The organism is Paenibacillus artemisiicola (genome assembly GCF_017652985.1).
Taxonomy (GTDB): Bacteria; Bacillota; Bacilli; order Paenibacillales; family Paenibacillaceae; genus Paenibacillus_Z; species Paenibacillus_Z artemisiicola.
In genome coordinates, this window is record NZ_JAGGDJ010000035.1 from 11,626 (window position 1) to 37,944 (window position 26,319).

General features: G+C 55.8%; 26 protein-coding genes and 1 other annotated feature. All 26 genes read left to right on the plus strand.

Annotated elements, in window-relative coordinates; all coding sequences use genetic code 11:
* Positions 1 to 6 precede the first annotated feature (6 nt).
* The 26 genes from gltX (at position 7) to rplW (ending at position 26,279) form a co-directional block, all read left to right on the plus strand.
* Positions 7 to 1,464 carry a glutamate--tRNA ligase gene (gltX, locus tag I8J29_RS25315; protein WP_208850203.1) on the plus strand — a complete coding sequence of 486 codons (1,458 nt, stop codon included), beginning with the start codon at positions 7 to 9 and terminating at the stop codon, positions 1,462 to 1,464.
* A gap of 491 nt (positions 1,465 to 1,955) precedes the next feature.
* On the plus strand, positions 1,956 to 2,672 hold the full coding sequence (gene cysE, locus I8J29_RS25320; RefSeq protein ID WP_090649173.1) for a serine O-acetyltransferase: 717 nt from the start codon (positions 1,956 to 1,958) through the stop codon (positions 2,670 to 2,672).
* Positions 2,669 to 4,069: a cysteine--tRNA ligase gene (gene cysS / locus I8J29_RS25325; protein ID WP_208850204.1), complete on the plus strand. Its 1,401-nt coding sequence runs from the start codon at positions 2,669 to 2,671 to the stop codon at positions 4,067 to 4,069. The genes cysE and cysS overlap by 4 nt, the downstream gene beginning before the upstream one ends.
* Positions 4,066 to 4,539, plus strand: coding sequence for a Mini-ribonuclease 3 (locus tag I8J29_RS25330; RefSeq protein ID WP_208850205.1), 474 nt, complete (start codon positions 4,066 to 4,068; stop codon positions 4,537 to 4,539). The genes cysS and I8J29_RS25330 overlap by 4 nt, the downstream gene beginning before the upstream one ends.
* The gene (gene rlmB, locus I8J29_RS25335; RefSeq protein ID WP_208850206.1) at positions 4,526 to 5,293 is read left to right on the plus strand and encodes a 23S rRNA (guanosine(2251)-2'-O)-methyltransferase RlmB; all 768 of its coding nucleotides are present in this window, start codon (positions 4,526 to 4,528) and stop codon (positions 5,291 to 5,293) included. Before I8J29_RS25330 ends, rlmB begins: the two co-directional genes overlap by 14 nt.
* 2 nt (positions 5,294 to 5,295) lie before the next feature.
* Positions 5,296 to 5,820, plus strand: coding sequence for an NYN domain-containing protein (locus I8J29_RS25340; RefSeq protein ID WP_208850207.1), 525 nt, complete (start codon positions 5,296 to 5,298; stop codon positions 5,818 to 5,820).
* A 290-nt stretch (positions 5,821 to 6,110) separates the two neighbouring features.
* On the plus strand, positions 6,111 to 6,761 hold the full coding sequence (sigH, locus tag I8J29_RS25345; RefSeq protein WP_090649176.1) for an RNA polymerase sporulation sigma factor SigH: 651 nt from the start codon (positions 6,111 to 6,113) through the stop codon (positions 6,759 to 6,761).
* Between the two features lie 428 nt (positions 6,762 to 7,189).
* Positions 7,190 to 7,339 carry a 50S ribosomal protein L33 gene (gene rpmG, locus I8J29_RS25350; protein WP_090583192.1) on the plus strand — a complete coding sequence of 50 codons (150 nt, stop codon included), beginning with the start codon at positions 7,190 to 7,192 and terminating at the stop codon, positions 7,337 to 7,339.
* A 20-nt stretch (positions 7,340 to 7,359) separates the two neighbouring features.
* Positions 7,360 to 7,569, plus strand: coding sequence for a preprotein translocase subunit SecE (gene secE / locus I8J29_RS25355; RefSeq protein ID WP_090649027.1), 210 nt, complete (start codon positions 7,360 to 7,362; stop codon positions 7,567 to 7,569).
* Positions 7,570 to 7,601: 32 nt separating this feature from the next.
* Positions 7,602 to 8,135: a transcription termination/antitermination protein NusG gene (gene nusG / locus I8J29_RS25360; RefSeq protein WP_090649179.1), complete on the plus strand. Its 534-nt coding sequence runs from the start codon at positions 7,602 to 7,604 to the stop codon at positions 8,133 to 8,135.
* A gap of 56 nt (positions 8,136 to 8,191) precedes the next feature.
* Positions 8,192 to 8,617 (plus strand): 50S ribosomal protein L11, encoded by a 426-nt coding sequence (rplK, locus tag I8J29_RS25365; protein WP_090583195.1) that lies wholly within the window; start codon positions 8,192 to 8,194, stop codon positions 8,615 to 8,617.
* Positions 8,618 to 8,749: 132 nt separating this feature from the next.
* Positions 8,750 to 9,442, plus strand: a complete 693-nt coding sequence (rplA, locus tag I8J29_RS25370) for a 50S ribosomal protein L1 (protein ID WP_090649033.1) — start codon at positions 8,750 to 8,752, stop codon at positions 9,440 to 9,442.
* 17 nt (positions 9,443 to 9,459) lie between these two features.
* Positions 9,460 to 9,617 (plus strand) — a sequence feature (ribosomal protein L10 leader region).
* A 58-nt stretch (positions 9,618 to 9,675) separates the two neighbouring features.
* On the plus strand, positions 9,676 to 10,173 hold the full coding sequence (gene rplJ / locus I8J29_RS25375) for a 50S ribosomal protein L10 (RefSeq protein ID WP_090649036.1): 498 nt from the start codon (positions 9,676 to 9,678) through the stop codon (positions 10,171 to 10,173).
* A gap of 66 nt (positions 10,174 to 10,239) precedes the next feature.
* Positions 10,240 to 10,602, plus strand: coding sequence for a 50S ribosomal protein L7/L12 (gene rplL, locus I8J29_RS25380; protein ID WP_090649041.1), 363 nt, complete (start codon positions 10,240 to 10,242; stop codon positions 10,600 to 10,602).
* A gap of 91 nt (positions 10,603 to 10,693) precedes the next feature.
* Entirely contained in the window at positions 10,694 to 11,296 is a 603-nt protein-coding gene (locus tag I8J29_RS25385) for a class I SAM-dependent methyltransferase (protein ID WP_208850208.1), read from the plus strand.
* A 347-nt stretch (positions 11,297 to 11,643) separates the two neighbouring features.
* Positions 11,644 to 15,207 carry a DNA-directed RNA polymerase subunit beta gene (gene rpoB / locus I8J29_RS25390; RefSeq protein WP_208850209.1) on the plus strand — a complete coding sequence of 1,188 codons (3,564 nt, stop codon included), beginning with the start codon at positions 11,644 to 11,646 and terminating at the stop codon, positions 15,205 to 15,207.
* A 143-nt stretch (positions 15,208 to 15,350) separates the two neighbouring features.
* Positions 15,351 to 18,971, plus strand: a complete 3,621-nt coding sequence (gene rpoC / locus I8J29_RS25395) for a DNA-directed RNA polymerase subunit beta' (RefSeq protein WP_208850210.1) — start codon at positions 15,351 to 15,353, stop codon at positions 18,969 to 18,971.
* Between the two features lie 237 nt (positions 18,972 to 19,208).
* Positions 19,209 to 19,439 (plus strand): ribosomal L7Ae/L30e/S12e/Gadd45 family protein, encoded by a 231-nt coding sequence (locus I8J29_RS25400; protein ID WP_090649053.1) that lies wholly within the window; start codon positions 19,209 to 19,211, stop codon positions 19,437 to 19,439.
* 135 nt (positions 19,440 to 19,574) lie between these two features.
* Entirely contained in the window at positions 19,575 to 19,994 is a 420-nt protein-coding gene (gene rpsL / locus I8J29_RS25405) for a 30S ribosomal protein S12 (protein WP_090583216.1), read from the plus strand.
* A gap of 67 nt (positions 19,995 to 20,061) precedes the next feature.
* Positions 20,062 to 20,532 carry a 30S ribosomal protein S7 gene (rpsG, locus tag I8J29_RS25410; protein ID WP_090649056.1) on the plus strand — a complete coding sequence of 157 codons (471 nt, stop codon included), beginning with the start codon at positions 20,062 to 20,064 and terminating at the stop codon, positions 20,530 to 20,532.
* Positions 20,533 to 20,561: 29 nt separating this feature from the next.
* Positions 20,562 to 22,640 (plus strand): elongation factor G, encoded by a 2,079-nt coding sequence (fusA, locus tag I8J29_RS25415; protein WP_208850211.1) that lies wholly within the window; start codon positions 20,562 to 20,564, stop codon positions 22,638 to 22,640.
* Positions 22,641 to 22,759: 119 nt separating this feature from the next.
* Entirely contained in the window at positions 22,760 to 23,950 is a 1,191-nt protein-coding gene (gene tuf / locus I8J29_RS25420) for an elongation factor Tu (protein ID WP_090649062.1), read from the plus strand.
* Positions 23,951 to 24,374: 424 nt separating this feature from the next.
* The gene (rpsJ, locus tag I8J29_RS25425) at positions 24,375 to 24,683 is read left to right on the plus strand and encodes a 30S ribosomal protein S10 (protein ID WP_005544556.1); all 309 of its coding nucleotides are present in this window, start codon (positions 24,375 to 24,377) and stop codon (positions 24,681 to 24,683) included.
* A 33-nt stretch (positions 24,684 to 24,716) separates the two neighbouring features.
* Positions 24,717 to 25,340 (plus strand): 50S ribosomal protein L3, encoded by a 624-nt coding sequence (gene rplC / locus I8J29_RS25430; protein WP_090649066.1) that lies wholly within the window; start codon positions 24,717 to 24,719, stop codon positions 25,338 to 25,340.
* 25 nt (positions 25,341 to 25,365) lie between these two features.
* The gene (gene rplD, locus I8J29_RS25435; protein ID WP_090649068.1) at positions 25,366 to 25,989 is read left to right on the plus strand and encodes a 50S ribosomal protein L4; all 624 of its coding nucleotides are present in this window, start codon (positions 25,366 to 25,368) and stop codon (positions 25,987 to 25,989) included.
* Positions 25,989 to 26,279 carry a 50S ribosomal protein L23 gene (gene rplW, locus I8J29_RS25440; RefSeq protein ID WP_090649070.1) on the plus strand — a complete coding sequence of 97 codons (291 nt, stop codon included), beginning with the start codon at positions 25,989 to 25,991 and terminating at the stop codon, positions 26,277 to 26,279. Before rplD ends, rplW begins: the two co-directional genes overlap by 1 nt.
* Positions 26,280 to 26,319 lie beyond the last annotated feature (40 nt).

The following is a 26,319-nucleotide window of genomic DNA, read 5'->3' on the forward strand; positions in this document are numbered from 1 at the left end:
GAGGTCATGAGCGATCAAATCAGGGTGCGCTATGCGCCGTCGCCGACGGGGCATCTGCATATCGGGAATGCCCGGACGGCCTTATTCAATTATTTATTCGCCCGCAATCTCGGCGGGAAATTCATTATTCGGATCGAAGACACCGACGTGAAGCGGAACATCGCGGGCGGCGAGGAAAGCCAGCTGACGTATTTGAAATGGCTCGGCATCACGTGGGACGAGAGCGTCGATATCGGCGGCGGGTACGGCCCGTATCGCCAGACGGAACGGCTCGACATCTACGAGAAATACTGGCAGGACCTGGTCGGCCGCGGACTCGCCTACAAATGCTACTGCACGGAAGAAGAGCTCGAGCAGGAGCGGGAAGAGCAAACCGCTCGCGGCGAGATGCCGCGTTATTCCGGCAAGCACCGCAGTCTGACGGCGGAGCAGCAGGCGGCCTATGAGGCGGAAGGCCGGATCCCGAGCATTCGTTTCCGCGTGCCCGAAGGCAAGACCTACGCGTTCAACGACATGGTCAAAGGCGAAATCAGCTTCGAGTCCGACGGCATCGGCGACTTCGTCATCGTGAAGAAGGACGGCATTCCGACCTATAACTTCGCCGTGGCGCTGGACGATCACTTAATGGCCATCAGCCACGTGCTGCGCGGGGAGGACCATATCTCCAACACGCCGCGCCAGCTCATGATCTATGAAGCGTTCGGCTGGGAGCCGCCGAAGTTCGCCCACATGACGCTGATCGTCAGCGAGAGCCGCAAGAAGCTGAGCAAGCGCGACGAGTCCATCATTCAGTTCATCGAGCAGTACGACAAGCTCGGGTATTTGCCGGAGGCGCTGTTCAATTTCATCGCGCTGCTCGGGTGGTCGCCGGAAGGCGAGCAGGAGATTTTCACGCAGGACGAACTTATCGCGGCGTTCACGGCGAGCAGGCTGAGCAAGAGTCCGGCGTTGTTCGACACGAACAAGCTGGCCTGGATGAACAACGAATACATGAAGAAGACGGAGCTCTCCCGCGTCGTGGACCTGTGCTTGCCGCATCTGGCGGCCGCGGGCCGCGTCACCGGCATGCTGTCCGAGAGCCAGCGCGCGTGGGTGAACGATCTGGTCGCGCTGTATCAGGATAAGCTGCGCTCCGCTTCCGAGATCGTGCCGCTGACGGAGCTGTTCTTCCTGCCGGAGCCAGCGGACGAAGAGGACGCGGCGGCCGTGCTGGGCGAGGAGCAAGTGCCGGCCGTGCTTGGCGCCTTCCTGGAGCAGGTCAAGACGCTGGAAGAGTTCACCGTCGACGGCGTAAAGGCCGCGATCAAGACGGTGCAGACCTCGACGGGCTTCAAGGGCAAGCAGCTGTTCATGCCGATCCGCGCGGCGCTGACGGGCCAGACCCATGGTCCCGACCTGAATGCGACCATCGTCCTGCTTGGCCGGACGAAGGCGGTGGAGCGGCTCGCGGCCCGTCTGGGCTGAAACTGTGCGGCCATAGTGCCCGCAAGGCGCACGGCCACTTGTCAGTTCCGGGGCGGTGGGCTATACTTGAAGTACTTATTCGCAGCTCGAACCCATCGCCCTTTAGATGCATAAGGCAAGGAACAGGATCGTGCATTTCAATCGAAAATTCCAGAGATGGCGACCTTTCGCACGGAGCCGCGCATTCGGGCGCTCCCCGCGATCGGCTGGAAGTCGCCGATTTTCGGAAATGGACGTTGCGCCTGGGAGCCGCGTCTTCGAACTGCCGCCGGCAGGGTGGAAGACGACGCCGTCGTCCCCGTTACGGACGAACCGAGATCGCGCGTGCCAGGCTGTACCTTGGCGGCGCGAAGCAGAGTGGAACCGCGTAGGAGTACGCCTCTGCAGCCCGTTTTGGGCTGCGGGGGCGTTTTTGTTTACCTTTTTCGGCTAGGGGAGAGAGCTTGTCATCCAGGCGAGATAGAGAGGGGGGCTTGACCTTGCTGCGTTCGATGAAATCCGATATCCAGGCGGTGCTGGAGAACGATCCCGCCGCGAGGAACATATTCGAGGTCGTCTTCACGTATTCGGGCCTGCACGCCATCTGGGCTCATCGGATCGCGCACGCCTTTTTCAAACGCAAGTGGTTTACGCTCGCGCGGATTATTTCGCAAACGAGCCGGTTCTTCACCGGCATCGAAATCCATCCCGGCGCGCGGATCGGCGAGCGGCTGTTCATCGACCACGGCATGGGCGTCGTCATCGGGGAGACGTGCGAAATCGGCGATAACGTCATCATCTATCAAGGCGTCACGCTCGGCGGAACGGGAAAAGAGAAAGGCAAGCGCCATCCGACGATCGGCAACAACGTGGTCATCGCGTCGGGCGCGAAGGTTCTAGGCTCCTTCAAGGTTGGAGACAATGTGAACATCGGCGCGAATTCCGTCGTGCTGCGGGAAGTGCCGGAGAGCAGCACGGTCGTCGGCATCCCGGGACGGATCGTCAAGCGCAACGGCGCCCGCGTCAGCGACCGGCTCGATCATGCCCAGCTGCCGGACCCCGTGGTCGAGATGCTGCGCGCGATGCAGAAGGAAGTGGCGGAGCTGCGGACGGAGCTCGAGCGCGAGCGGCGCGACAAGCAGGAACGGCTCGAGCGGCTGGAATCGGAGCTGCGCGAACGGCCGGAAAAACATAAACACGCAGTAGCTGGAGGAGAAACGAGAACATGACGTTGCGGATTTATAATACGATGACGCGCGAGAAGGAAGATTTCAAGACCCTGACCCCGGGTAAAGTGAACATGTACGTCTGCGGACCGACGGTCTATGATTATATCCATATCGGAAACGCGCGCCCGGCGATCTTTTTCGACGTCGTGCGCCGGTACCTGGAGTCGATCGGCTACGACGTGCATTACGTCGTCAACTTCACCGACGTCGACGATAAGCTGATCCGCAAGGCGGAGCAGCTGGGCACGACGGTGCCGGACGTGGCCGAGCGGTTCATCGCCGCCTTCAAGGAAAACATCGAAGGTCTCGGCATCCGCAAAGCGTCGTTTAACCCGCGGGTGACCGAGAACATTCCGGAGATCATCACGTTCATCTCCGAGCTCGTCGCCGAAGGGCATGCGTACGAGAACGGCGGCGACGTGTTCTTCCGCACGAGCAGCTTCCCGGACTATGGCAAGCTGTCGCACCAGAACCTGGAGGAGCTGCAGCTGGGCATCCGGATCGGCGTCGACGAGCGCAAGGAGAGCGGCCAGGATTTCGTCCTCTGGAAAGCGGCGAAGCCCGGCGAAATCAAATGGGAGAGCCCATGGGGACCGGGGCGTCCGGGCTGGCATATCGAATGCTCCGCGATGGCGCGCAAATATTTGGGCGACACGCTCGACATCCACGGCGGCGGCCACGACCTGCAGTTCCCGCACCACGAGTGCGAAATCGCGCAGTCCGAAGCGCTGACGGGCAAGCCGCTCGCCAACTACTGGATGCATAACGGCTTCATCAACATCAACAACGAGAAAATGTCCAAGTCGCTCGGCAACGGGATTACGGTGCAGGAGCTGCTCAGCCGGTTCAAGCCGGCGGTCATCCGGTACTTCATGCTGTCCGGCCATTACCGGAGCCCGCTGAACTTCAACGACGAGACGATGGAGCAGGCGCAGAACAGCATCGAGCGCATCGCCAACTCCGTCTCGAACCTGAAGCACCGGCTGGAAACGGCGGTATGCCCGGCGGGCGAAGAGTTGGCTGCGCTGAAGGCGCGCATAACGGAGATCAAGGCGCGGTTCAACGCCAAAATGGACGACGATTTCAACACGCCGGACGCGATCACCGCGCTGTTCGACCTCGTCAGCGAAGCGAACCAGCTGCTGCAGCGCCCGGTCGTGTCGCCGGAGTCGGTGCGGGTGCTGCTGGAGGCGTTCGAAGCGTTCGATCGCGTGCTCGGTTTGCTCGGCGCCGACGAAGAGCTGCTGGACGCGGAGATCGACGCGCTGATCGTGGAGCGCACGGAGGCGCGCGCCTCGAAGAACTGGAAGCGGGCGGACGAGATCCGGGACCTGCTCGCGGCGCAAGGGATCGTCCTGGAAGACACGCCCCAGGGCATCCGCTGGAAGCGCAAATGACGGGCGGACCATCGGAAGGGCCGCATCTCTGGTTTCACGAGCCGACGAAGCCGATCGGCCTCGTGAACCCGATCGTCCTCGCGTATATCGGCGATGCGGTCTATGAAGTGTTGGTGCGGCAGTACCTGATCTCGCTGCCCAACCATCGGCCGCACCACTTGCACCGGGAGGCGACGCAGTTCGTGTCGGCGAAGGCGCAGTTTCACATTTTGGAGAAATGGCGGCCGCATTTGACGGAAGCGGAAGCGGACATCGTGCGGCGGGGACGCAACGCGAAGTCCGGCACGATGCCGAAGAACGCGGATCCCGCTCACTATAAACAGGCGACGGCGCTGGAATGCCTCGTCGGCTACCTCTATTACGGCAAGCAGGTCGAACGTCTGCGCGAGCTGATGGCGATCGCTTTCGGCGAAACGGACGAAGCGGCGGACGGCGGCACAACGAAGGAGAATCAAGATGCGCGAGCATGAAGAACAAACGCAGGAATGGATCGCGGGCAGGCATCCCGTCATGGAGGCGCTGCGCTCCGGACGGGAAATCAATAAGATCTGGGTTACCGAGCAGGCGCAGAAGAGCGCCCAGCCGCTCATGCTGGAGGCGAAGAAAGCGGGCCTGATCGTTCAGGTCGTCGACAAGCGCAAGCTGGACCAGCTGGTCGAGGGCGCGAACCATCAAGGGATCGTCGCCCAGGCCGCGGCCTACCGGTATTTCGAAGTGGAGGAGCTGATCGCGCGGGCGAAGGAGAGCGGCGAACTGCCGTTCTTCCTGCTGCTCGACGAAATCGAGGATCCGCATAACCTCGGCTCGATTCTGCGGACGGCGGAATGCACGGGCGTGCACGGCGTCGTCATTCCGAAGCGGCGGTCCGCGTCGCTCACGGCGACTGTCGCCAAGACGTCGGCCGGCGCCGTGGAGTACGTGCCGGTCGCGCGGGTCACGAACATGGCGCAGACGATCGACAAGCTGAAGGAAGCGGGGGTGTGGATCGCGGGCGCGGACGTCGGCGCGGAGCGGGACGTGTTCGCGTCGGGCATGAAATTCGACATGCCGCTCGCCGTCGTCATCGGCAATGAGGCCAAGGGCATCGGCCGCCTCATCCGCGAGAAGTGCGATTTTCTGATCAAGCTTCCGATGCACGGCCAGTTGAACTCTCTGAACGCGTCCGTCGCGGCCGGCGTGCTGATGTACGAAGTGCTGCGGCAGCGTCTCGGCCTCGGCAAGTAACCGTGAAGCGGCGCGACGACGTCCTGCTCGTGGACGGGTACAACATGATCGGGGCTTGGCCGGAGCTGGCCGCCCTGCGGGACAAGGAGTTGGAGGACGCGCGCGACCGGCTGCTCGAGTTGCTGGCGGACTATCAAGGTTTCACGGGAATGACGGTTATCGTCGTATTCGACGCGCATCAGGTGCCGGGCGTCGGTTCGACGTTCAAGCAGCACAGGCTGACGGTCGTGTATACGAAGGAGAGGGAAACCGCGGACGCCTGCATCGAGCGGCTGGCCTCGGACCTTGCCATGCGAAGCCGGAACATCCACGTGGCGACGTCGGATCTGGTGGAGCAGCACGTGGCGTTCGGCAAAGGCGCGCTGCGCATCTCCGCCCGCGAGCTGCTGATCGAAATCAAGCAGAACCGCAAGGCGATCGAGCAGAGAGTCGTCGAGCAGCGGAACAAAGTGCGCAACGAGCTCGACGGGAACTTGAGCATGGACGTGCGCATGAAACTCGAGAAGCTTCGCAGGGGAAAAAGTTAATGTTAACCTTGTGTTAAATTCGGGTAATCATAAGTGACGCGAGAACCTGTTTTTTAGGCGTGAAATCCCAAATTTGCTAGATAATTAGCGGGATCTCGGCATGATCGTCATTGACGGTTCAAGGTTACGTAATGTATACTAAGTCTATGTTTCTGAACGGAGATTGCTGCTAGAAGCGGTTTCGCCGGTTTTGGCGAACACGATCTGCCGATTGCGCGCTGCGGGCCGGTTAATCATTGCGCTGCTGAAGTTACGGGGCATTCATGCCTTTCGAGCCGGAGGGATTGTTCGTGAGCATCGACCTCAGAGAATGGAAAACGCTGGACTATGACTGCAAAACGGACGAGGACGTTGTCGATCTGGTTCGCGACGGCGACGGCGAAGCATTGGAGTATTTGATTAATCGGTATAAGAACTTTGTCCGGGCCAAAGCGCGTTCCTATTTTCTCATCGGGGCCGATCGCGAAGACATCGTCCAAGAAGGCATGATCGGGCTGTATAAAGCGATCCGGGACTTCAAGGGAGACAAGCTGGCATCGTTCAAAGCCTTTGCCGAGCTGTGCATCACGCGGCAGATTATCACGGCCATCAAGACGGCCACGCGGCAGAAGCATATTCCGCTGAATTCGTACGTTTCGCTGGACAAGCCCATTTACGATGAAGACTCCGACCGCACGCTGCTCGACGTCATCTGCGGAACGCGGGTGTCGGACCCGGAAGAGCTGATCATCAACCAGGAAGAGTTCGTCGGCTTGGAAGACAAAATGTCCGAGATCCTGAGCGACCTGGAACGCAAGGTGCTGATGCTCTACTTGGACGGGAAGTCGTATCAGGAAATCGCCGTCGACTTGGATCGTCATGTGAAGTCCATCGATAACGCGCTGCAGCGCGTGAAGCGAAAGCTCGAGCGATACCTGGAAGTCCGAAATATCGGGATTTAACGCGTTAGCCAAGAGCCGGCAGAGGCTCTTTTTTTTATTTAATGGGAAGGCCTTTCGGGGTTTGAAACCTTCGTCCGGTGACGATACTGGATAAGACGAAGAAGGAAATTTTTCGTTTCTTTGCGCTGCTGCCTCGTGCCGAAATGGACGTTTGCCAAGCTGATAGAGAGGTGCCGCGGGACGTGATCCAACGCATGAAGTTCGACAGTTTGCGAGTTTCGCCTCGCGCGCTGCCGGGTTGTCCGGAGGAAGAAACCGGCCATCGCTGCCAGTACAAGGCACGGTTGTTTTGCCTTGACACTCCCTATTGCTTGTGATAAAGTGTTTTGGTAGCCCTAAATAGGTCTTTTTTTATTATGGGTCAATCAGGCTAGTTTCACATACAGCGCTTAAACCTTTATCTATGTTTAGTTTGGGAGGTGTCGACAATGCGGGTAATTATTACGTTGGCTTGCACGAACTGCAAACAAAGAAACTATGCTTCCAGCAAGAACAAACGGAATCACCCTGACCGTATCGAGATGAAGAAGTTTTGCAAGTATTGTAACGAGCATACTCCTCATCGCGAAACCCGATAGGTCACTTTGGAGGTGTGGACGTGGCATTTTTAGCTAAGCTGAAGCAGAGCTTCGGATCGACGTTTTCCTTCTTCACCGACAGCTTCGCTGAATTGAAGAAAGTCCGGTGGCCAAGCCGCAAGGAATTGACAAGCTATTCCCTCGTGGTGTTTTTCACGATTATAGCGGTCACAATTTATTTTTGGGTGCTTGACATCGGAATTTCCGCATTGGTCGAACTGATTGTTTAAGAAGGGGCCAAGGGTGGCTTGTTATGGAAATGATGGAGAAAAGATGGTACGTTGTACACACCTACTCGGGTTATGAGAACAAAGTGAAAGCGAACCTCGAGAAACGTGTTGAATCGATGGGCATGGAGGACAAAATCTTCCGCGTGCTCGTTCCGATGGAGGAAGAAGTGGTAGACAAGGACGGCAAGAAAAAAACCGTCATGCGTAAAGTTTACCCCGGCTACGTCCTCGTCGAAATGATTCAAACCGATGATTCTTGGTATGTCGTTCGCAACACTCCGGGCGTAACCGGATTCGTCGGTTCAACGGGCTCAGGTTCAAAACCTACTCCGCTTTTGCCTGATGAAGTGGATCAGATTTTGAAACATATGGGCATGGAAGAGCCGAAGCCGAAAATCGAATTCGATTTGAAGGAAACGGTGCGTGTCAAAGTCGGGCCATTCGCTAATTTTGTCGGCACGGTGGAAGAAATTCTCCTCGACAAGAGCAAGCTGAAGGTTCATGTCAACATGTTCGGCAGGGAAACGCCGGTTGAGCTGGATTACGGCCAAGTGGAGAAGGTATAATAAACCTGGTTTCCGACGCTTAAGCATGTGATTACTACGGCAAGGAGGTGTTCACAATGGCAAAGAAGGTCATCAAGTTGGTCAAACTGCAAGTTCCAGCAGGCAAAGCGAATCCGGCTCCGCCGATCGGTCCGGCCCTGGGTCAAGCAGGCGTTAACATCATGGCGTTCTGTAAAGAGTTCAACGCTCGTACGGCTGATCAAGCGGGTCTCATCATTCCGGTTGTCATCACGGTATTCGAGGACCGTTCGTTCACGTTCGAAACGAAAACGCCGCCGGCAGCAGTTCTTCTTCGCGTCGCCGCTAAGATCGCTAAAGGTTCCGGCGAACCGAACAAGAAGAAAGTCGCTACGGTTAAGCGTTCCGTCGTTCGCGAAATCGCGGAACAAAAAATGCCCGACCTCAACGCGGCTTCGGTCGAAGCAGCAATGCGCATGGTTGAAGGTACGGCGCGCAGCATGGGCGTCGTCATCGAAGACTAAACTTCGGGACGCGCTATTTAGACACGCTAGAGTGCGTTGTCTGTCCGGCGGAACGTCTCGTTCGGCCGGGTGGGAGGGACTCCGGAGTGCCGGAGGATTTCCGTTATTACCACACAAGGAGGAGATTTTCACATGGCTAAACACGGCAAGAAATATCAAGAAGCCCTCAAGGTGATTGACGCCGAAGCTACGTACGAGTCGTTCGACGCGATCGAACTCGTGAAGAAAGCCGCTACCGCAAAGTTCGACGAAACCGTCGAAGTTGCCGTGCGTCTGGGCGTAGACCCTAAGAAGCAAGACCAAGCCGTCCGCGGCGTCGTAGTACTCCCGCACGGTACGGGTAAAACGAAACGCGTTCTCGTTTTCGCGAAAGGCGACAAAGCCAAAGAAGCGGAAGCGGCAGGCGCGGATTATGTCGGCGATGCTGACGTAATCGCGAAAATCCAACAAGGCTGGTTCGAGTTCGACGTTTGCGTCGCGACTCCGGACATGATGGCCGAAGTTGGTAAGCTCGGCCGTATCCTCGGCGGTAAAGGCCTTATGCCTAACCCTAAAGCGGGTACCGTAACGTTCGACGTTACGAAAGCCGTCCAAGAAATCAAGGCCGGTAAGATTGAATACCGTCTTGATCGCGCAGGTCAAATCCATGCGCCGATCGGCAAAGTTTCGTTCGACTCCGAGAAGCTGAACGAAAACCTGAAGACGCTGATCGACGCGCTGAACCGTGCTAAGCCGGCTGCAGCAAAAGGGGTTTACCTGAAAGGCATTTCCGTTTCTTCGACGATGGGACCAGGCGCTCGTCTGAATGCCGCTTCGTTCCGCTAAGCGATTTACGGAAATTTCAGAATCGAATATGCATACCGAAGACAGTAGGTGCCGACCGGCTTAATTTCCTACCGAGGTGTTATGATAAACGTGTTTGTACGCCCACCCATCGGGTGTGCGGGTAACGGACCATCATGGCCTTCGCACTGTCTGCGGGGGCCTTTCTCATGCATCGCGGGGAAGGAATCCGCTGCAACATCGGGATGTCGACAACATAACGGGAGGTGTACATTTTGGCAAACGCAAAAATCATTCAAGGTAAAGAGCAGGCCGTCGCGGAAATCACGACGAAGCTTCGCGAGAGCTCCAGCACGGTCGTAGCCGATTACCGCGGTCTTAACGTTGCGCAAGTAACGGAACTGCGTAAACAACTGCGCGAAGCTAACGTCGAGTTCCAAGTTCTGAAAAACTCGCTCGTTCGCCGTGCGACTGCAAATGCGGAACTGAGTGAGCTGGATGCCGTTCTGGCCGGCCCTACGGCTGTCGCGTTCAGCAAGGACGACGCAGTTGCACCAGCCAAAATCCTGGCTGACTTCGCTAAGAAGAACGACGCTCTGAAACTGAAGGGCGGCGTCGTGGAAGGTCAAGTATTCAGCGCGGAACAAATCAAAGCGTTGGCGGATCTGCCGTCCCGCGAAGGTTTGCTCTCCATGCTCCTCAGCGTGCTTCAAGCGCCTATGCGCAACTTCGCCCTTGCGGTTAAAGCCGTTGCGGAGAAGCAAGAAGCTTAATTACGGCTCCGGTTAGCCGGAGAATCGCAATACCCAACTTAAAACAAATTATTGGAGGTTTATCTCATGAGCAAAGAGCAAATCTTGGAAGCCATCAAAGGCATGAACGTTCTTGAACTGAACGACCTGGTTAAAGCAATCGAAGAAGAATTCGGCGTAACGGCTGCAGCTCCTGTAGCATTCGCTGGCGGCGCGGCAGCTGCCGTTGTCGAAGAGCAATCCGAATTCGACGTCATCCTGAACAACGCCGGCGCTTCCAAAATCAACGTTATCAAAGTCGTTCGCGAAATCACGGGTCTCGGCCTGAAAGAAGCGAAAGACCTTGTTGACGGCGCTCCTAAACCGATCAAAGAAAAAGTATCCAAAGAGGATGCTGAAGCTGTTAAAGAAAAACTCGAAGCAGCTGGCGCTTCCGTAGAAGTGAAGTAATCACCGTTTATCGGCGGCAAACCCCTTGGAGCGATTGCTTCAAGGGGTTTCCTTATGAGAACGGCAAGCCGGCGGAACCAGGAGGAGTAGCATGTCGGATCATTACTATACGCAGTCGCCAGGCACGAAGCATGATCGTCAGCAGCTCGAAACCGTGCTGCGCGGCCATAAGTTACGATTCGTGACGGACGCCGGCGTCTTCTCGAAGACGGGCATCGATTTCGGCAGCCGGGTTTTGATCGAAGCGGTGGAGTTCGGCGAACGGGACCGGATACTGGATGTCGGATGCGGCTATGGACCTATGGGCATTAGCGCGGCAAAGCTGGCACCGGCTGGCCAAGTGACGATGATCGACATCAACGAGCGCGCGGTTGCGCTAGCGAACGAGAATATCAGGCTGAACGGCATTTCGAATGCGGCCGCCATGCAAAGCGATCTGTTCGAGCGCGTGCTTGACCGGACGTTCGATGCGATCATCACCAATCCGCCGATTCGGGCAGGCAAAGAGGTCGTGCATCGGATTTTCGAAGATGGAGCCGCATTGCTGAATCCGGGAGGATTCATGTGGGTCGTCATTCAGAAGAAGCAGGGGGCGCCCTCTGCGGAAGCGAAGCTTAAAGCCGTATTCGGGAACGTGGAAGAGGTTACGAAAGAAAAAGGGTACCGCATCTATAGGGCTCGCAAAGAACAATAGGCAGCTAGAATCATTTGTTGACTCGCTAGCGCTGATGTGGTATCATTATAAAATGTCAGCATTAAAATGGGCGCAATCTCTTTAGCCGACTAAAATGTCAAGCGCTATTTTAAACGTATAAAAGTAGCGAATTTGACGTATAATGTTTACATTTTGGGTCAAAATTACTTGATATGAGACTTTTACGGGTTGTGGTGTGCGTAGAAGGCTGACTGTCAGAAACATGCTCTTTTTTCGAATTTTCGATAAGGGCTTTTCTTTATTGAATCAGAATTTGCCTGCTGCACGTTCTGGTTACAGCAATGTTTGTGTATACACGGTCATTGTTCACTTTCTGTGAAGCAGACATGAGGGGTGAGGTTAAGTTGGCAGGACAACTTGTTCAGTATGGGCGTCGCACGCGTAGAAGCTATGCCCGCATCCGCGAGGTGCTCGAAGTTCCGAACCTGATTGAAATCCAACAAAAATCGTACGAGAAGTTTTTGGAGAAGGACTTGCTTGAGCTTTTCCAGGACATCTCGCCGATTCAGGATTTTACGGGCAATTTGATGCTGGAGTTCATCGACTACTCGCTTGGCGAGCCGAAGTATTCCGTGGACGAGTCGAAAGAACGCGACGTAACGTACGCAGCTCCGCTGCGCGTGAAGGTTCGGCTCATTAACAAGGAAACCGGCGAAGTTAAAGAGCAAGAAGTGTTCATGGGCGACTTCCCGCTGATGACCGAAACGGGCACGTTCATCATCAACGGGGCGGAGCGCGTTATCGTCAGCCAATTGGTACGTTCACCTAGCGTTTACTTTAGCACGAAAGTGGACAAAAACGGCAAGAAAAATTATACGGCGACGGTGATTCCGAACCGCGGGGCCTGGCTCGAGCTGGAAACCGACGCGAAGGACATCATCTACGTCCGGATCGACCGCACGCGTAAAATTCCGGTCACGGTATTGCTGCGCGCGCTCGGATTCGGCACGGACGCCGAAATTTTGGATTTGCTGGGGCATGACGAGTATATCCGGAACACGCTCGATAAAGACAATACCGATTCCACCGAAAAAGCGCTTATCGAAATTTACGAAAGACTTCGTCCGGGCGAGCCGCCGACATTGGATAACGCGAAGAGCCTCCTGGTCGCGCGTTTCTTCGATCCGAAGCGCTACGATCTGGCGAACGTCGGCCGCTATAAAATCAATAAGAAGCTGCATATCAAGAACCGTTTGTTCAACCAGCGCTTGGCCGAGACGCTCTTCGATCCGAGCACGGGCGAAATTTTGGCCGAAGCCGGCCAAATGATCGACCGCCGCTTGCTGGATGAGCTGATTCCTTACTTGGAGAACAACGTCGGGTTCAAGACGTACCATGTGGCGAATGGCGTTCTGGATGCGGATAGTATACCTCTGCAAACCGTCAGCGTATTCTCGCCGCTGGACGAGAGCAAGGTCATTAAGGTCATCGCCAACGGCATGATCGACAAAACGGTTAAACACATCACGCCTGCGGACATCATCGCTTCCATCAATTACTTCATCGATCTGCTTCATGGCGTGGGCAGTACGGACGACATCGACCACCTGGGCAACCGTCGTCTGCGTTCCGTCGGCGAGCTGCTGCAGAACCAGTTCCGCATCGGCCTTTCCCGGATGGAGCGCGTCGTTCGCGAGCGGATGTCCATTCAGGACGCCAACGCGATCACGCCGCAGGCGCTCATCAACATTCGTCCGGTTATCGCGTCGATCAAGGAGTTCTTCGGGTCGTCCCAATTGTCGCAGTTCATGGACCAGACGAATCCGCTTGCCGAACTGACGCACAAGCGTCGTCTTTCCGCGCTCGGACCGGGCGGGTTGACGCGCGAACGCGCGGGCTTCGAGGTCCGCGACGTGCATAATTCCCATTACGGCCGGATGTGCCCGATTGAAACGCCGGAGGGTCCGAACATCGGGTTGATCAACTCCTTGTCGACCTTCGCCCGCATCAACGAGTACGGCTTCATCGAGGCGCCATATCGTTGGGTCGATCCGAAGACGGGCATCGTCACGGAGCAAATCGCGTATCTGACGGCCGACGAGGAAGACAACTACGTCATCGCGCAAGCGAATGCGAAGTTGAACCAAGAGGGCAAGTTCGAAGAGGACGCCGTCATCGTTCGTTACAACAAGCAAGCCGACAACATACTGACGATGCCGACCGAACGCGTCGACTACATGGACGTTTCACCGAAACAGGTCGTGTCCGTCGCGACGGCGCTGATTCCGTTCCTCGAGAACGACGACTCCAACCGTGCGCTCATGGGATCCAACATGCAGCGGCAAGCGGTGCCGCTTCTGATTCCGAAGTCGCCGCTGGTCGGCACGGGCATGGAGCATAAGTCCGCGAAGGATTCCGGGGTATGCATTGTTTCCAAATACGACGGCGTTATCGAGCGCGTGTCCGCCAACGAAATTTGGCTGCGCCGCGTCGAGACGATCGACGGCAAGCCGGTCACCGGCGACTTGGTGAAGCATAAGCTGCACAAGTTCATGCGCTCCAACCAAGGCACGTGCATCAATCAACGCCCGATCTGCCAAAAGGGCGATATCGTGAAAAAGGGCGATATTCTCGCGGACGGTCCTTCCACGGAAATGGGCGAGCTCGCGCTCGGACGCAACGTCGTCGTCGCGTTCATGACTTGGGAAGGCTACAACTACGAGGATGCGATCCTGCTGAGCGAGAAGCTCGTGAAAGAGGACGTATATACTTCGATTCACATCGAGGAATACGAATCCGAAGCGCGGGATACGAAGCTCGGACCGGAAGAAATCACGCGCGACATTCCGAACGTGGGCGAAGAAGCGCTCCGCAACCTGGATGAGCGCGGCATCATTCGCGTCGGCGCCGAGATCAGCGCAGGGGACATTCTCGTCGGCAAAGTAACGCCTAAAGGGGTTACGGAACTGACGGCGGAAGAGCGCCTGCTGCACGCGATCTTCGGCGAGAAGGCGCGCGAAGTGCGGGACACGAGCCTGCGCGTTCCGCACGGTACCGACGGTATCGTCGTGGACGTGAAAGTGTTCACCCGCGAGAACGGCGACGAACTGCCGCCGGGCGTCAATCAACTGGTTCGCGCCTACATCGCGCAAAAACGGAAAATTTCCGAAGGCGACAAAATGGCCGGACGCCACGGCAACAAAGGGGTTATCGCCCGCATTCTGCCGGAAGAAGATATGCCGTTCCTGCCGGACGGCACGCCGGTCGAGGTTGTTCTCAACCCGCTGGGCGTACCGTCCCGGATGAACATCGGCCAGGTACTTGAAGTCCACTTGGGCATGGCATGCAAACGCCTCGGCATCCACGCCGCGACGCCGGTCTTCGACGGGGCGCGCGAGAACGACGTATTCGATACCATGGAAGAGTCGAGCATGCAGCGCAACGGCAAGACGATCCTGTATGACGGCCGCTCCGGCGAACCGTTCGAACGGGAAGTCACCGTCGGCGTCATGTACATGATCAAGCTGGCGCACATGGTCGACGATAAAATCCATGCCCGTTCCACGGGCCCATACTCGCTCGTTACGCAGCAGCCGTTGGGCGGTAAAGCCCAATTCGGCGGCCAGCGCTTCGGGGAGATGGAGGTTTGGGCCCTCGAGGCCTACGGCGCGGCCTATACGCTGCAAGAAATTTTGACCGTGAAATCCGACGATGTCGTCGGCCGCGTCAAAACGTACGAGTCCATCGTGAAGGGCGAGAATGTGCCGGAGCCGGGCGTACCGGAGTCGTTCAAGGTTTTGATCAAAGAACTTCAAAGCTTGGGCATGGACGTCAAGATCCTGACCGAGAACGAGGAAGAGATCGAAATGAAAGAGATCGACGACGACGAAGACGGCACTTCGGATAAGCTCAACCTGAATCTGGAAGGCGCAGAGGTCGGCGTGGAGTAACAGCTTCCACAGCCTTGGAATAGAGAATGCCGATTCGTCCCACGGACGAATCACGCCGGGGAGCGCCTTTGCGGGCGCGAACCGGCTGCACGGCATTCGACGCAGCAAGAATTAAGTGAACCATGACGAAGGAGGGTTGCTCCTTGTTGGACGTGAACAACTTCGAGTATATGAAGATCGGATTGGCTTCCCCGGATAAAATCCGATCGTGGTCCCGCGGAGAAGTAAAGAAACCGGAAACGATTAACTACCGGACGCTGAAACCGGAGAAGGAAGGCCTGTTCTGCGAAAAGATTTTCGGGCCGACCAAAGACTGGGAGTGCCATTGCGGCAAATACAAACGCGTTCGTTATAAAGGCGTCGTTTGCGACCGCTGCGGCGTCGAAGTCACGCGCGCGAAAGTGCGCCGCGAACGGATGGGCCACATCGAGCTGGCGGCTCCCGTCTCGCATATTTGGTACTTCAAAGGCATCCCGAGCCGCATGGGCCTGGCACTCGACATGTCGCCCCGCTCGTTGGAAGAGATCATTTATTTCGCATCCTATGTCGTAACCGATCCAGGGGATACGCCGCTGGAGAAGAAACAGCTGCTGTCCGAGAAAGAATACCGCAGCTACCGGGAGAAGTACGGCTACGGCTTCCAGGCGGGCATGGGCGCGGAAGCGGTCAAGAAGCTGCTCCAGGACATCGACGTGGAGCGCGAGCTCGAGACGCTGAAGGAAGACCTTCGCACGGCGCAAGGCCAACGCCGCAACCGCGCGATCAAGCGTCTTGAAGTCATCGAGGCGTTCCGCAACTCCGGCAACATGCCGGAATGGATGATCCTCGACGTGCTGCCGGTCATTCCGCCGGAACTTCGTCCGATGGTGCAGCTGGACGGCGGACGTTTCGCGACGTCCGACTTGAACGACCTGTACCGCCGCGTCATCAACCGCAACAACCGTCTGAAACGTCTGCTCGACCTCGGCGCGCCGGATATCATCGTGCAGAACGAGAAGCGGATGCTGCAGGAAGCGGTCGACGCGCTGATCGACAACGGCCGCCGCGGCCGTCCGGTAACGGGCCCGGGCAACCGTCCGTTGAAGTCGCTCAGCCACATGCTGAAGGGCAAGCAAGGCCGGTTCCGTCAGAACCTGCTCGGCAAACGGGTCGACTATTCCGGCCGTTCCGTTATCGTCGTCGGACCTAGCCTGAAAATGTTCCAATGCGGCCTGCCGAAAGAAATGGCGCTGGAACTGTTCAAGCCGTTCGTCATGAAAGAGCTGGTCAACAAAAACCTGGCTCACAATATCAAGAGCGCGAAACGCAAAGTCGAACGCGTCAGCCCGGAAGTATGGGATGTGCTCGAGGAAGTCATCAAGGAGCACCCGGTTCTGCTGAACCGTGCCCCGACGCTTCACCGTCTCGGCATCCAAGCATTCGAACCGATTCTGGTCGAAGGCCGCGCGATCAAGCTTCACCCGCTCGTATGTACCGCGTACAACGCGGACTTCGACGGCGACCAAATGGCCGTTCACGTGCCGCTTTCCGCCGAGGCGCAAGCCGAAGCGCGTCTGCTCATGCTGGCATCGGGCAACATTTTGAACCCGAAAGACGGCAAGCCGGTCGTAACGCCTTCGCAGGATATGGTCCTCGGCAGCTTCTACCTGACGATGGACAACAAAGACGGCAAGGGCAGCGGATCCGTGTTCGCGACGGTCAACGAAGCGATCTCGGCTTACCAACGCGGTATCGTGTCGCTGCATGCGCGGATCTTTATCCCCGTTAAGGTTCTGAAGAAGTCGTCCTTTACGGACGCGCAGCAAAAAGCGCTGATTTGCACGACGGTCGGCAAAGTGATTTTCAACGAGATTTTCCCGAGCGACTTCCCGTTCATCAACGAACCGACGAAGGTGAACCTGCTTCAAGGTACGCCTGAGAAGTATTTCGTTCATGAAAAGGGCTCGGATTTGGTTGCCTTCTTGGAGGGCATCGCGCAAATCGGCGGCGTCGGCAAAGAGTACCTCGGCTTGATCATTGCGGAATGCTTCCGTCAATATCATACGACCCGTACTTCCGTCATGCTTGATGCCATTAAACAGCTCGGATTTACGTATTCCACGCGCGCGGGCATCACGGTTGCCGTTGCGGACGTTGTCGTTCCGGCGGAAAAACAAGACATTCTGCGCGAGTCCGAAGATAAAGTTAAGGTCGTTACGAATCAATACCGCCGCGGTTTGATCACGAACGAAGAACGGTACGACCGCGTCATCGAGATCTGGAGCAAAACGAAAGATCAAATTACGGATATCCTCATGAAATCGATGGACCGTTACAACTCCATCATGCTCATGGTCGATTCCAAGGCGCGGGGCAACAAATCGCAAATCACGCAGCTCGGCGGCATGCGCGGTCTGATGGCGAACCCGTCCGGCCGGATCATCGAGTTGCCGATCAAATCGAACTTCCGTGAAGGCCTGACGGTTCTCGAGTACTTCATCTCGACGCACGGCGCCCGTAAAGGTCTCGCCGATACGGCGCTTCGTACGGCCGACTCGGGTTACTTGACCCGTCGTCTGGTCGACGTCGCGCAGGACGTTATCGTTCGCGAGGACGACTGCGGCACGGATAAAGGCTTCATGGTCAGCAAGATCCAAGACGGCAAAGAGGTCATCGAGGATCTGTACGACCGTATCGAAGGCCGTTACTCGTTCGAGACGGTGCGTCACCCGCAAACGGGCGAAGTCATCCTTCAACGCAATGAGCTGATCGACTCGAACAAGGCGGAAGCGATCGTCGCCGCCGGCGTCGAAAAACTGCAAATCCGCTCCGTGCTGAGCTGCCGCGCGCGTCATGGCGTATGTAAAATCTGCTACGGCCGCAACCTGGCGACGGGCAAATTCGTCGAGATCGGCGAAGCGGTCGGCATTATCGCCGCGCAATCGATCGGCGAGCCGGGCACGCAGCTCACGATGCGTACTTTCCATACCGGCGGGGTCGCAGGGGACGATATCACGCAAGGTTTGCCGCGTATCCAAGAGCTCTTCGAAGCGCGGAATCCGAAAGGCCAAGCGATCATTTCCGAAATCGACGGCGTCATCAAAGACATCCGCGAGACGAAAGATCGCCGCGAAATCGAAGTTCAAGGCGAGGCGGAATCGAAAACGTATGCGGTCAGCTTCGGCTCCCGTATCCGCGTAGTCAAAGGCAAGCAAATCGAAGCCGGCGACGAGCTGACGGACGGTTCCATCGACCCGAAAGATATGCTCCGGATCAAAGGCATCCGCGGCGTGCAGAACTATATCCTGCAAGAAGTTCAGCGCGTTTACCGGAACCAAGGGGTAGAAATCAACGACAAGCACATCGAAGTCATGGTCAAGCAAATGCTGCGTAAGATCCGGATCGTCGAAGCCGGCGACACGACGCTGCTCCCGGGCGCGTTCGTCGACATTCACGAGTACGAAGCGGCCAATCGCGAAGCGATCCTGTCCGGCCAAGAGCCGGCCGTCGCCAAGCCGGTCCTGCTCGGGATTACGAAAGCGTCGCTCGAAACCGATTCCTTCTTGTCCGCCGCTTCGTTCCAAGAGACGACTCGCGTCTTGACCGATGCCGCGATCAAAGGAAAGGTCGACCAATTGCTCGGCTTGAAAGAGAATGTTATCATCGGCAAGCTGATTCCGGCGGGAACGGGCATGCAGCGCTACAGAAGCGTGCACGTCGCCGGCATGGACGACGAACAGGTCGAAGAGCAGCTTGAAGCCGAGACGGTGCCCGTAGAGTCTTAGGCCAAGGCCATAGCGCTTAAAAGTACCGGGGGAAGAGCGAGAAGGGGCGGTCTCGAGGAGGCCGTCGCCCTGATCGCTCTTCGCTCCGTTACGGGGCGCGCGGTTTACTTTATTTTCATGCAAATCTGGGGCTTGGAAGCTTGACATAGCCTTAGGCCAAATGCTAATATGTCGTAGTGTGCCTAATCGCACGACCTCTGCACTTGTCAGTTTGATTGACTTGGAAGGATGGTTATTATGCGATTCGTTATAGGTAGTAAGCAAACGATGAAGATGGTAGAGCAACGCAAAGCCAATCTCGTCTACGTTGCGCAAGATGCAGATCCGCGGCTGAAGAACAATATTGTTCGGCTTTGCGAGACGGCGGGCGTGCCGATCACCTGGTCGGAGTCGATGAAGAGCCTTGGGGAAACCTGCGGCATCGAAGTCGGTGCGGCCATGGCGGCGGTAATCCCCGAAATCGAATAAGAACATGATGTTTTTACCGACCCGCAAGGGAAAGTAAAAACTTTCGTTTGTTCCTTTATGAACCGCCTGGATCTGTGGGCTTAACAAAGCCGATATGTCTTGAGAGCATTACTATGTGAGGAAGGGGGAAGCAACATGCCAACAATTAACCAGCTGGTACGTAAAGGCCGTGAAGCGAAAGTCGTTAAATCGAAATCGCCGGCTTTGCAAAGAGGTTTCAATGCACTGAAACGTGAAGAAACAAACCTGAGCTCGCCTCAAAAACGCGGGGTTTGCACACGTGTAGGTACGATGACGCCGAAAAAACCTAACTCCGCCCTGCGGAAATATGCGCGTGTTCGTCTGACGAACCGCGTAGAGGTAACGGCTTACATCGGCGGCATTGGCCACAACCTGCAAGAGCACAGCGTCGTATTGGTTCGCGGCGGCCGGGTAAAAGACCTTCCGGGCGTACGTTACCACATCGTTCGCGGCGCGCTTGACACTGCAGGCGTGAACAATCGTAAGCAAGCTCGTTCCAAGTACGGTACGAAGCGTCCTAAAGTTAAAAAATAATGAAGGTCCGGCCGGTAACGGTTAACTTCATCCTAAATTGTCAAACTAGAAGAAAGGGGGACTTCCAATGCCACGCAAAGGTCCTGTAACCAAGCGCGATGTATTGCCAGATCCGCTGTACAACAGCAAGCTCGTAACGCGCTTGATCAACCGCATCATGATCGACGGCAAACGCGGTGTTGCTCAAACGATTCTGTATGATGCGTTCACGCTCATCAACGAACGTACGGGCAAAGAGCCGATGGAAGTTTTTGAAGCAGCTATTAAGAACATCATGCCGGTGCTCGAAGTTAAAGCACGCCGTGTAGGCGGCTCGAACTATCAAGTGCCGATCGAAGTCAAGCCTGAGCGCCGTACGTCGCTTGGTCTCCGTTGGCTCGTGAACTATTCGCGCAACCGCGGCGAGAAGACGATGGAAGAGCGTCTGGCGGCTGAGATTATCGATGCTTCCAACAACACTGGTTCATCCGTTAAAAAACGCGAAGATACGCACAAAATGGCTGAAGCGAACAAAGCATTCGCTCACTATCGTTGGTAGTATCCGCATAATCGAAAGGAGATCGAATTATGGCAAGAGAGTTCTCCTTGAAAAATACGCGTAATATCGGGATTATGGCGCATATTGACGCTGGCAAGACGACCACGACGGAACGGATCCTGTTCTATACGGGCCGTACCCACAAAATCGGCGAGGTGCACGAAGGTGCAGCGACGATGGACTGGATGGAGCAGGAACAGGAGCGCGGGATCACGATTACGTCCGCCGCTACGACCGCTCAATGGAATGGTCACCGCATCAATATTATCGACACCCCGGGGCACGTTGACTTCACGGTAGAAGTCGAACGCTCCCTGCGCGTATTGGACGGGGCCGTTGGTGTTTTCAGTGCGAAAGAGGGCGTTGAGCCACAATCCGAAACCGTTTGGCGTCAAGCCGACCGTTACGGCGTTCCGCGGATCGCGTATGTCAACAAGATGGACATTATCGGCGCGGACTTCCTTAACGTCGTTAGCGATATGCGCCTGCGTCTTCAAGCAAACGCGGTGGCGATTCAACTTCCGATCGGCGCAGAGAACGACTTCGTGGGCGTAATCGACCTCGTTGAACGAGTCGCTTACAAATACAAAGACGATCTTGGCAAAGAGCCGGAAAAGATTGAAATTCCTGCCGAGTATGCGGACAAAGTGGAAGAACTCCGCATGGAGCTTGTCGAGAAAGTCGCTGAGCTTGACGAAGAGCTCACGATGAAGTACCTCGAAGGCGAAGAATTGTCCGTGGAAGAAATCAAAGCAGCGCTCCGCAAGGGCGTTTGCGAAGTTAAAATCTTCCCGGTCATCTGCGGCTCCTCTTACCGTAACAAAGGCGTTCAACTGATGCTCGACGCCGTTGTCGACTACCTGCCTGCTCCGATCGACGTTCCGGATATCAAGGGTCACCTTGAAGACGGTACGGAGACGACTCGCAAATCCGCCGACGACCAGCCGTTCGCGGCACTGGCATTCAAAATCATGACTGACCCGTTCGTGGGCAAACTGACGTTCTTCCGCGTATACTCCGGCGTCCTGAACTCCGGCTCGTACGTCGTGAACGCAACGAAAGGCAAGCGCGAACGGATCGGCCGTATCCTTCAAATGCACGCCAACAGCCGTCAAGAAATCAGCGAAGTTTACTCCGGTGATATCGCGGCTGCGGTAGGCTTGAAAGATACGACAACCGGCGATACGCTTTGCGACGAGAAAAACCCGGTTATCCTTGAGTCGATGAACTTCCCTGAGCCGGTTATCCAGCTCGCGGTTGAACCGAAGACGAAGGCTGACCAAGACAAAATGGGTATCGCGCTGCAAAAGCTGGCAGAGGAAGATCCTACGTTCCGTGCGCACACGGACGAAGAGACCGGCCAAACCATTATCGCAGGTATGGGCGAGCTTCACCTTGAGATCCTCGTTGACCGTATGCTTCGTGAATTCAAAGTCGAAACGAACGTTGGTAAGCCGCAGGTTGCTTATCGCGAAACGTTCAAGACGGCTGCGAAGGTCGAAGGCAAATTCGTTCGTCAGTCCGGCGGACGCGGTCAATTCGGTCATTGCTGGGTTGAATTCATTCCGCTCGAGCCAGGAGAAGGTTTTATCTTCGAAAATAAAACCGTCGGCGGCTCGATTCCGCGTGAATACATTGCTCCAGTTCAAGCCGGTATCGAAGAATCGATGAAAAACGGTGTCCTCGCGGGCTTCCCGATGGTCGACATCAAAGCAATCGTATTCGACGGTTCCTACCATGACGTCGACTCCTCCGAAATGGCGTTCAAAATCGCCGGATCGATGGCGCTTAAAGCAGCGAAGGACAAGTGTAATCCTGTGTTGCTTGAGCCAATCATGAAGGTAGAAGTCAGCGTTCCTGAAGAGTACATGGGCGACGTAATGGGTATGCTGAGCTCCCGCCGCGGTCGTATCGAAGGTTCGGACACGCGCCATGGCGCGTTGATCGTTCGTGCGAAGGTGCCTCTGGCAGAGATGTTCGGTTATTCCACGGTTCTTCGTTCCGGTACGCAGGGTCGCGGCGTATTCTCCATGGAGCTCTCGCACTATGAAGAAGTACCGCGCTCGATCTCGGAAGAAATCGTTGCAAAATCCAAAGGCAACGCGTAATCGCGAAACCTTGGAGCCATCGCATGGCATAAGTTGTACCTTGGCCGGATGATGGACGTCCATAAGGCGTTCATCCGGCCGATCACATAATCTTCTATATATTGAGGAGGAAGAGTTCAATGGCTAAGGCTAAATTTGAACGTAATAAACCGCACGTTAACATCGGAACTATCGGTCACGTCGACCACGGTAAAACGACGCTGACTGCAGCGATCACGACTGTACTTTCCAAGCGTTATGGCGGTGCTGCCGTAGCGTTCGACCAAATCGACAAAGCGCCGGAAGAGCGCGAACGCGGTATCACGATCTCGACCGCACACGTTGAGTACGAGACGCCTAACCGTCACTACGCTCACGTTGACTGCCCAGGCCACGCCGACTATGTTAAAAACATGATCACCGGCGCAGCGCAAATGGACGGCGCAATCCTGGTTGTATCCGCAGCTGACGGCCCAATGCCGCAAACGCGCGAGCACATCCTGCTGTCCCGCCAAGTTGGCGTACCTTACATCGTCGTATTCCTGAACAAATGCGACATGGTTGAAGACGAAGAGCTCCTGGAACTCGTTGAAATGGAAGTTCGCGACCTGCTCAGCGAATACGAATTCCCAGGCGACGACACGCCGATCATCCGCGGTGCAGCTCGTGAAGCGCTGCAAAACCCGGACGGTCCTTGGGCCGACAAAATCGTCGAGCTGTTCGAACAAGTCGACACGTACATCCCGACTCCGCAACGCGATACGGACAAACCGTTCCTGATGCCAGTCGAGGACGTATTCACGATCACGGGCCGCGGTACGGTTGCTACGGGTCGCGTAGAGCGTGGCGTCGTAAAAGTTTCCGACGAGATCGAAATCATCGGTCTGGTTGAAGAAACGCGCAAATCCGTCGTAACGGGCGTTGAAATGTTCCGCAAACTGCTTGACTCCGCTCAAGCCGGCGACAACATCGGCGCGCTGCTTCGCGGCGTTGACCGTAAAGACATCGAGCGCGGCCAAGTCCTGGCAAAGCCAGGTTCCGTTAAACCGCACACGAACTTCACGGCTCAAATTTACGTCCTGACGAAAGAAGAAGGCGGACGTCACAAGCCTTTCTTCACGGGCTACCGTCCTCAGTTCTACTTCCGTACAACTGACGTAACGGGTATCATCTCCCTGCCAGAAGGCACGGAAATGGTTATGCCTGGCGACAACATCACGGTAACGGTTGAGCTGATCGCCCCAATCGCCCTCGAAGACGGCACTCGCTTCGCTATTCGCGAAGGCGGCCGTACGGTAGGCGCTGGCGCAGTAGCATCGATCCAAAAATAAGCTAGCCTGCAGCGAAAGCTGCGGCTTGCGAAAACCCTCACTTCGGTGAGGGTTTTTTATTTCCCCTGCGATAAACAGTTTTCACAGTATTTGAGGTTTGCGGTGAAAGCGTTTCTTCTTTAATAATAATGAAGATGTTTCTGATGCGGCGAAATGGGCAACACCGATAAGACGGAGCTTCGCTCAAAGCAGGGGGAACTTGGTCGTGGATCGACATAACATGCCATTTGAGAAAAGCATCGAGAAAGCCAGGTTTTTGTTGCATTTGCCTACGGGCTTAGGTATAATAGTGAAGTTGGTCTGTGACGTTGCGATGATGTGAGAGGTTGCCGACACACACGGCTCCTTTGCCATGAGGGGCATGTCGGGTTTTCTCGCGGAGTATGTCCGATACTAAATTGGGCGATAGAAGGAGGGACTTATAATGGCTAAGCAAAAGATTCGTATTCGCTTGAAAGCATACGATCACAGAATTCTGGATCAGTCCGCAGAGAAGATTGTTGAAACTGCGAAACGTTCCGGTGCAGGCGTGTCTGGGCCGATTCCGCTTCCAACCGAGAAGCAAATCATCACCATTCTGCGTGCCGTGCACAAGTACAAGGATTCTCGTGAACAATTCGAAATGCGCACACACAAGCGTTTGATCGACATTGTGAACCCAACGCCGCAAACGGTTGATGCGCTCATGCGTCTTGACCTGCCATCCGGTGTAGATATCGAAATCAAGCTGTAAGATCTCAATGTGGAAGGGAAATGAGGTGTCAACATGAAGGGTATCTTAGGTAAAAAACTTGGGATGACGCAAGTCTTTACTGCAGACGGTAACGTAGTTCCCGTAACGGTTATCGAAGCAGGTCCTTGTGTTGTTTTGCAGAAGAAAGACCAAGAAAACGATGGGTACGTATCCATCCAAGTCGGTTTCTCCGACAAGAAAGAAAACAGAGCGAACAAGCCGGAAACCGGCCACGCTAAAAAAGCCAACACGGCTCCTAAGCGCTACATTCGTGAATTCCGCGGCGTAAACGACGGGGAATATGAAGTTGGCCAGGAAATCAAGGCTGACCTCTTCGCGGCTGGCGAATTCGTTGACGTAACGGCGACGTCTAAAGGTAAAGGTTTCACGGGTACGATCAAACGTTGGAACCAAAGCCGCGGACCGATGGCGCACGGCTCGCGTTACCACCGCGGTCCTGGTTCGATGGGCTCCATCCAAGCGAACCGCGTACCGAAAGGCAAGCACTTGCCTGGTCACATGGGCGGCGAAACGGTTACGATTCAAAACCTTGAAATCGTGCGCGTCGACGTTGAGCGTAATGTACTGCTGGTTAAAGGCTCCGTACCAGGCGCCAAAAACAGCTTCGTAAAAGTTAAAACTACGGTGAAGAAATAATCGCTAAAGAAAGGAGGAACATGAAATGCCGAAAGTAGCACTTTACAGCGTGAACGGTTCGCAAGTCGGCGAGATCGAATTGTCCGAAGCGGTATTCGGTATCGAACCGAACGTTCACGTCGTTCACAGCGCCGTATTGCTTCAGCAAGCCGCTGAACGCAGAGGCACGCACAAAACGAAAGGCCGCTCCGAAGTACGCGGCGGCGGTCGCAAACCTTGGAAACAAAAAGGCACGGGACGCGCGCGTCAAGGCTCCATCCGCGCTCCGCAATGGGTAGGCGGCGGTACGGTATTCGGACCGACTCCGCGCAGCTACAGCTTCAAACTTCCTAAAAAAGTTCGTCGCTTGGCTATTAAATCCGCCCTGTCTTCCAAAGTGATCGACAACGAAATCATCGTCTTGGATCAACTGGCGTTCGCGCAGCCGAAGACGAAGGAATTCGCCGCAGTATTGAACAACCTGAAAGTGGCTCGCAAAGCACTGGTCGTTACGGCGAACTACGAAGATAACGTTGCGCTCTCCGCCCGCAATCTTCCGAACGTGAAGTTCGTTGCAGCCGATGGCATCAATGTTCTGGACGTCGTGAAATACGACCAGCTGATCATCACGAAGGAAGCGGTCGAAAAAGTACAGGAGGTGCTTGCGTAATGAAAAATCCACGCGATATTATCAAGCGCCCGATCATTACGGAACAAACGAGCGACTTCATGGCGAACAAACGCTATGTATTCGAAGTTGATCTCCGTGCCAACAAGACGGAAATCAAGCTCGCGATCCAAGAGATCTTCAAAGTCAAAGTAACGAGCGTGAACACGCTGCGCATGCCGGCGAAACCGAAGCGTTACGGACGCCACAGCGGGTATACGTCCGAGTGGAAAAAAGCGATCGTTCAACTGAGCGCTGACAGCAACGAACTTGAATTCTTCGAAAGTGTTTAATCCGCGTTCGGGCCGTAGGGCTAACGCGAATTAAACGAGA

Excerpts from the sequence above, each read along its gene's own strand:
- gltX (WP_208850203.1), top strand. The coding sequence starts at position 7 with ATGAGCGATCAAATCAGGGTGCGCTATGCGCCGTCGCCGACGGGGCAT.
- cysE (WP_090649173.1), top strand. The coding sequence starts at position 1,956 with ATGAAATCCGATATCCAGGCGGTGCTGGAGAACGATCCCGCCGCGAGG.
- cysS (WP_208850204.1), top strand. The coding sequence starts at position 2,669 with ATGACGTTGCGGATTTATAATACGATGACGCGCGAGAAGGAAGATTTC.
- I8J29_RS25330 (WP_208850205.1), top strand. The coding sequence starts at position 4,066 with ATGACGGGCGGACCATCGGAAGGGCCGCATCTCTGGTTTCACGAGCCG.
- rlmB (WP_208850206.1), top strand. The coding sequence starts at position 4,526 with ATGCGCGAGCATGAAGAACAAACGCAGGAATGGATCGCGGGCAGGCAT.
- rpmG (WP_090583192.1), top strand. The coding sequence starts at position 7,190 with ATGCGGGTAATTATTACGTTGGCTTGCACGAACTGCAAACAAAGAAAC.
- nusG (WP_090649179.1), top strand. The coding sequence starts at position 7,602 with ATGGAGAAAAGATGGTACGTTGTACACACCTACTCGGGTTATGAGAAC.
- rplK (WP_090583195.1), top strand. The coding sequence starts at position 8,192 with ATGGCAAAGAAGGTCATCAAGTTGGTCAAACTGCAAGTTCCAGCAGGC.
- rplA (WP_090649033.1), top strand. The coding sequence starts at position 8,750 with ATGGCTAAACACGGCAAGAAATATCAAGAAGCCCTCAAGGTGATTGAC.
- rplL (WP_090649041.1), top strand. The coding sequence starts at position 10,240 with ATGAGCAAAGAGCAAATCTTGGAAGCCATCAAAGGCATGAACGTTCTT.
- I8J29_RS25385 (WP_208850208.1), top strand. The coding sequence starts at position 10,694 with ATGTCGGATCATTACTATACGCAGTCGCCAGGCACGAAGCATGATCGT.
- rpoB (WP_208850209.1), top strand. The coding sequence starts at position 11,644 with ATGAGGGGTGAGGTTAAGTTGGCAGGACAACTTGTTCAGTATGGGCGT.
- I8J29_RS25400 (WP_090649053.1), top strand. The coding sequence starts at position 19,209 with ATGCGATTCGTTATAGGTAGTAAGCAAACGATGAAGATGGTAGAGCAA.
- rpsL (WP_090583216.1), top strand. The coding sequence starts at position 19,575 with ATGCCAACAATTAACCAGCTGGTACGTAAAGGCCGTGAAGCGAAAGTC.
- rpsG (WP_090649056.1), top strand. The coding sequence starts at position 20,062 with ATGCCACGCAAAGGTCCTGTAACCAAGCGCGATGTATTGCCAGATCCG.
- fusA (WP_208850211.1), top strand. The coding sequence starts at position 20,562 with ATGGCAAGAGAGTTCTCCTTGAAAAATACGCGTAATATCGGGATTATG.
- tuf (WP_090649062.1), top strand. The coding sequence starts at position 22,760 with ATGGCTAAGGCTAAATTTGAACGTAATAAACCGCACGTTAACATCGGA.
- rpsJ (WP_005544556.1), top strand. The coding sequence starts at position 24,375 with ATGGCTAAGCAAAAGATTCGTATTCGCTTGAAAGCATACGATCACAGA.
- rplC (WP_090649066.1), top strand. The coding sequence starts at position 24,717 with ATGAAGGGTATCTTAGGTAAAAAACTTGGGATGACGCAAGTCTTTACT.
- rplD (WP_090649068.1), top strand. The coding sequence starts at position 25,366 with ATGCCGAAAGTAGCACTTTACAGCGTGAACGGTTCGCAAGTCGGCGAG.
- rplW (WP_090649070.1), top strand. The coding sequence starts at position 25,989 with ATGAAAAATCCACGCGATATTATCAAGCGCCCGATCATTACGGAACAA.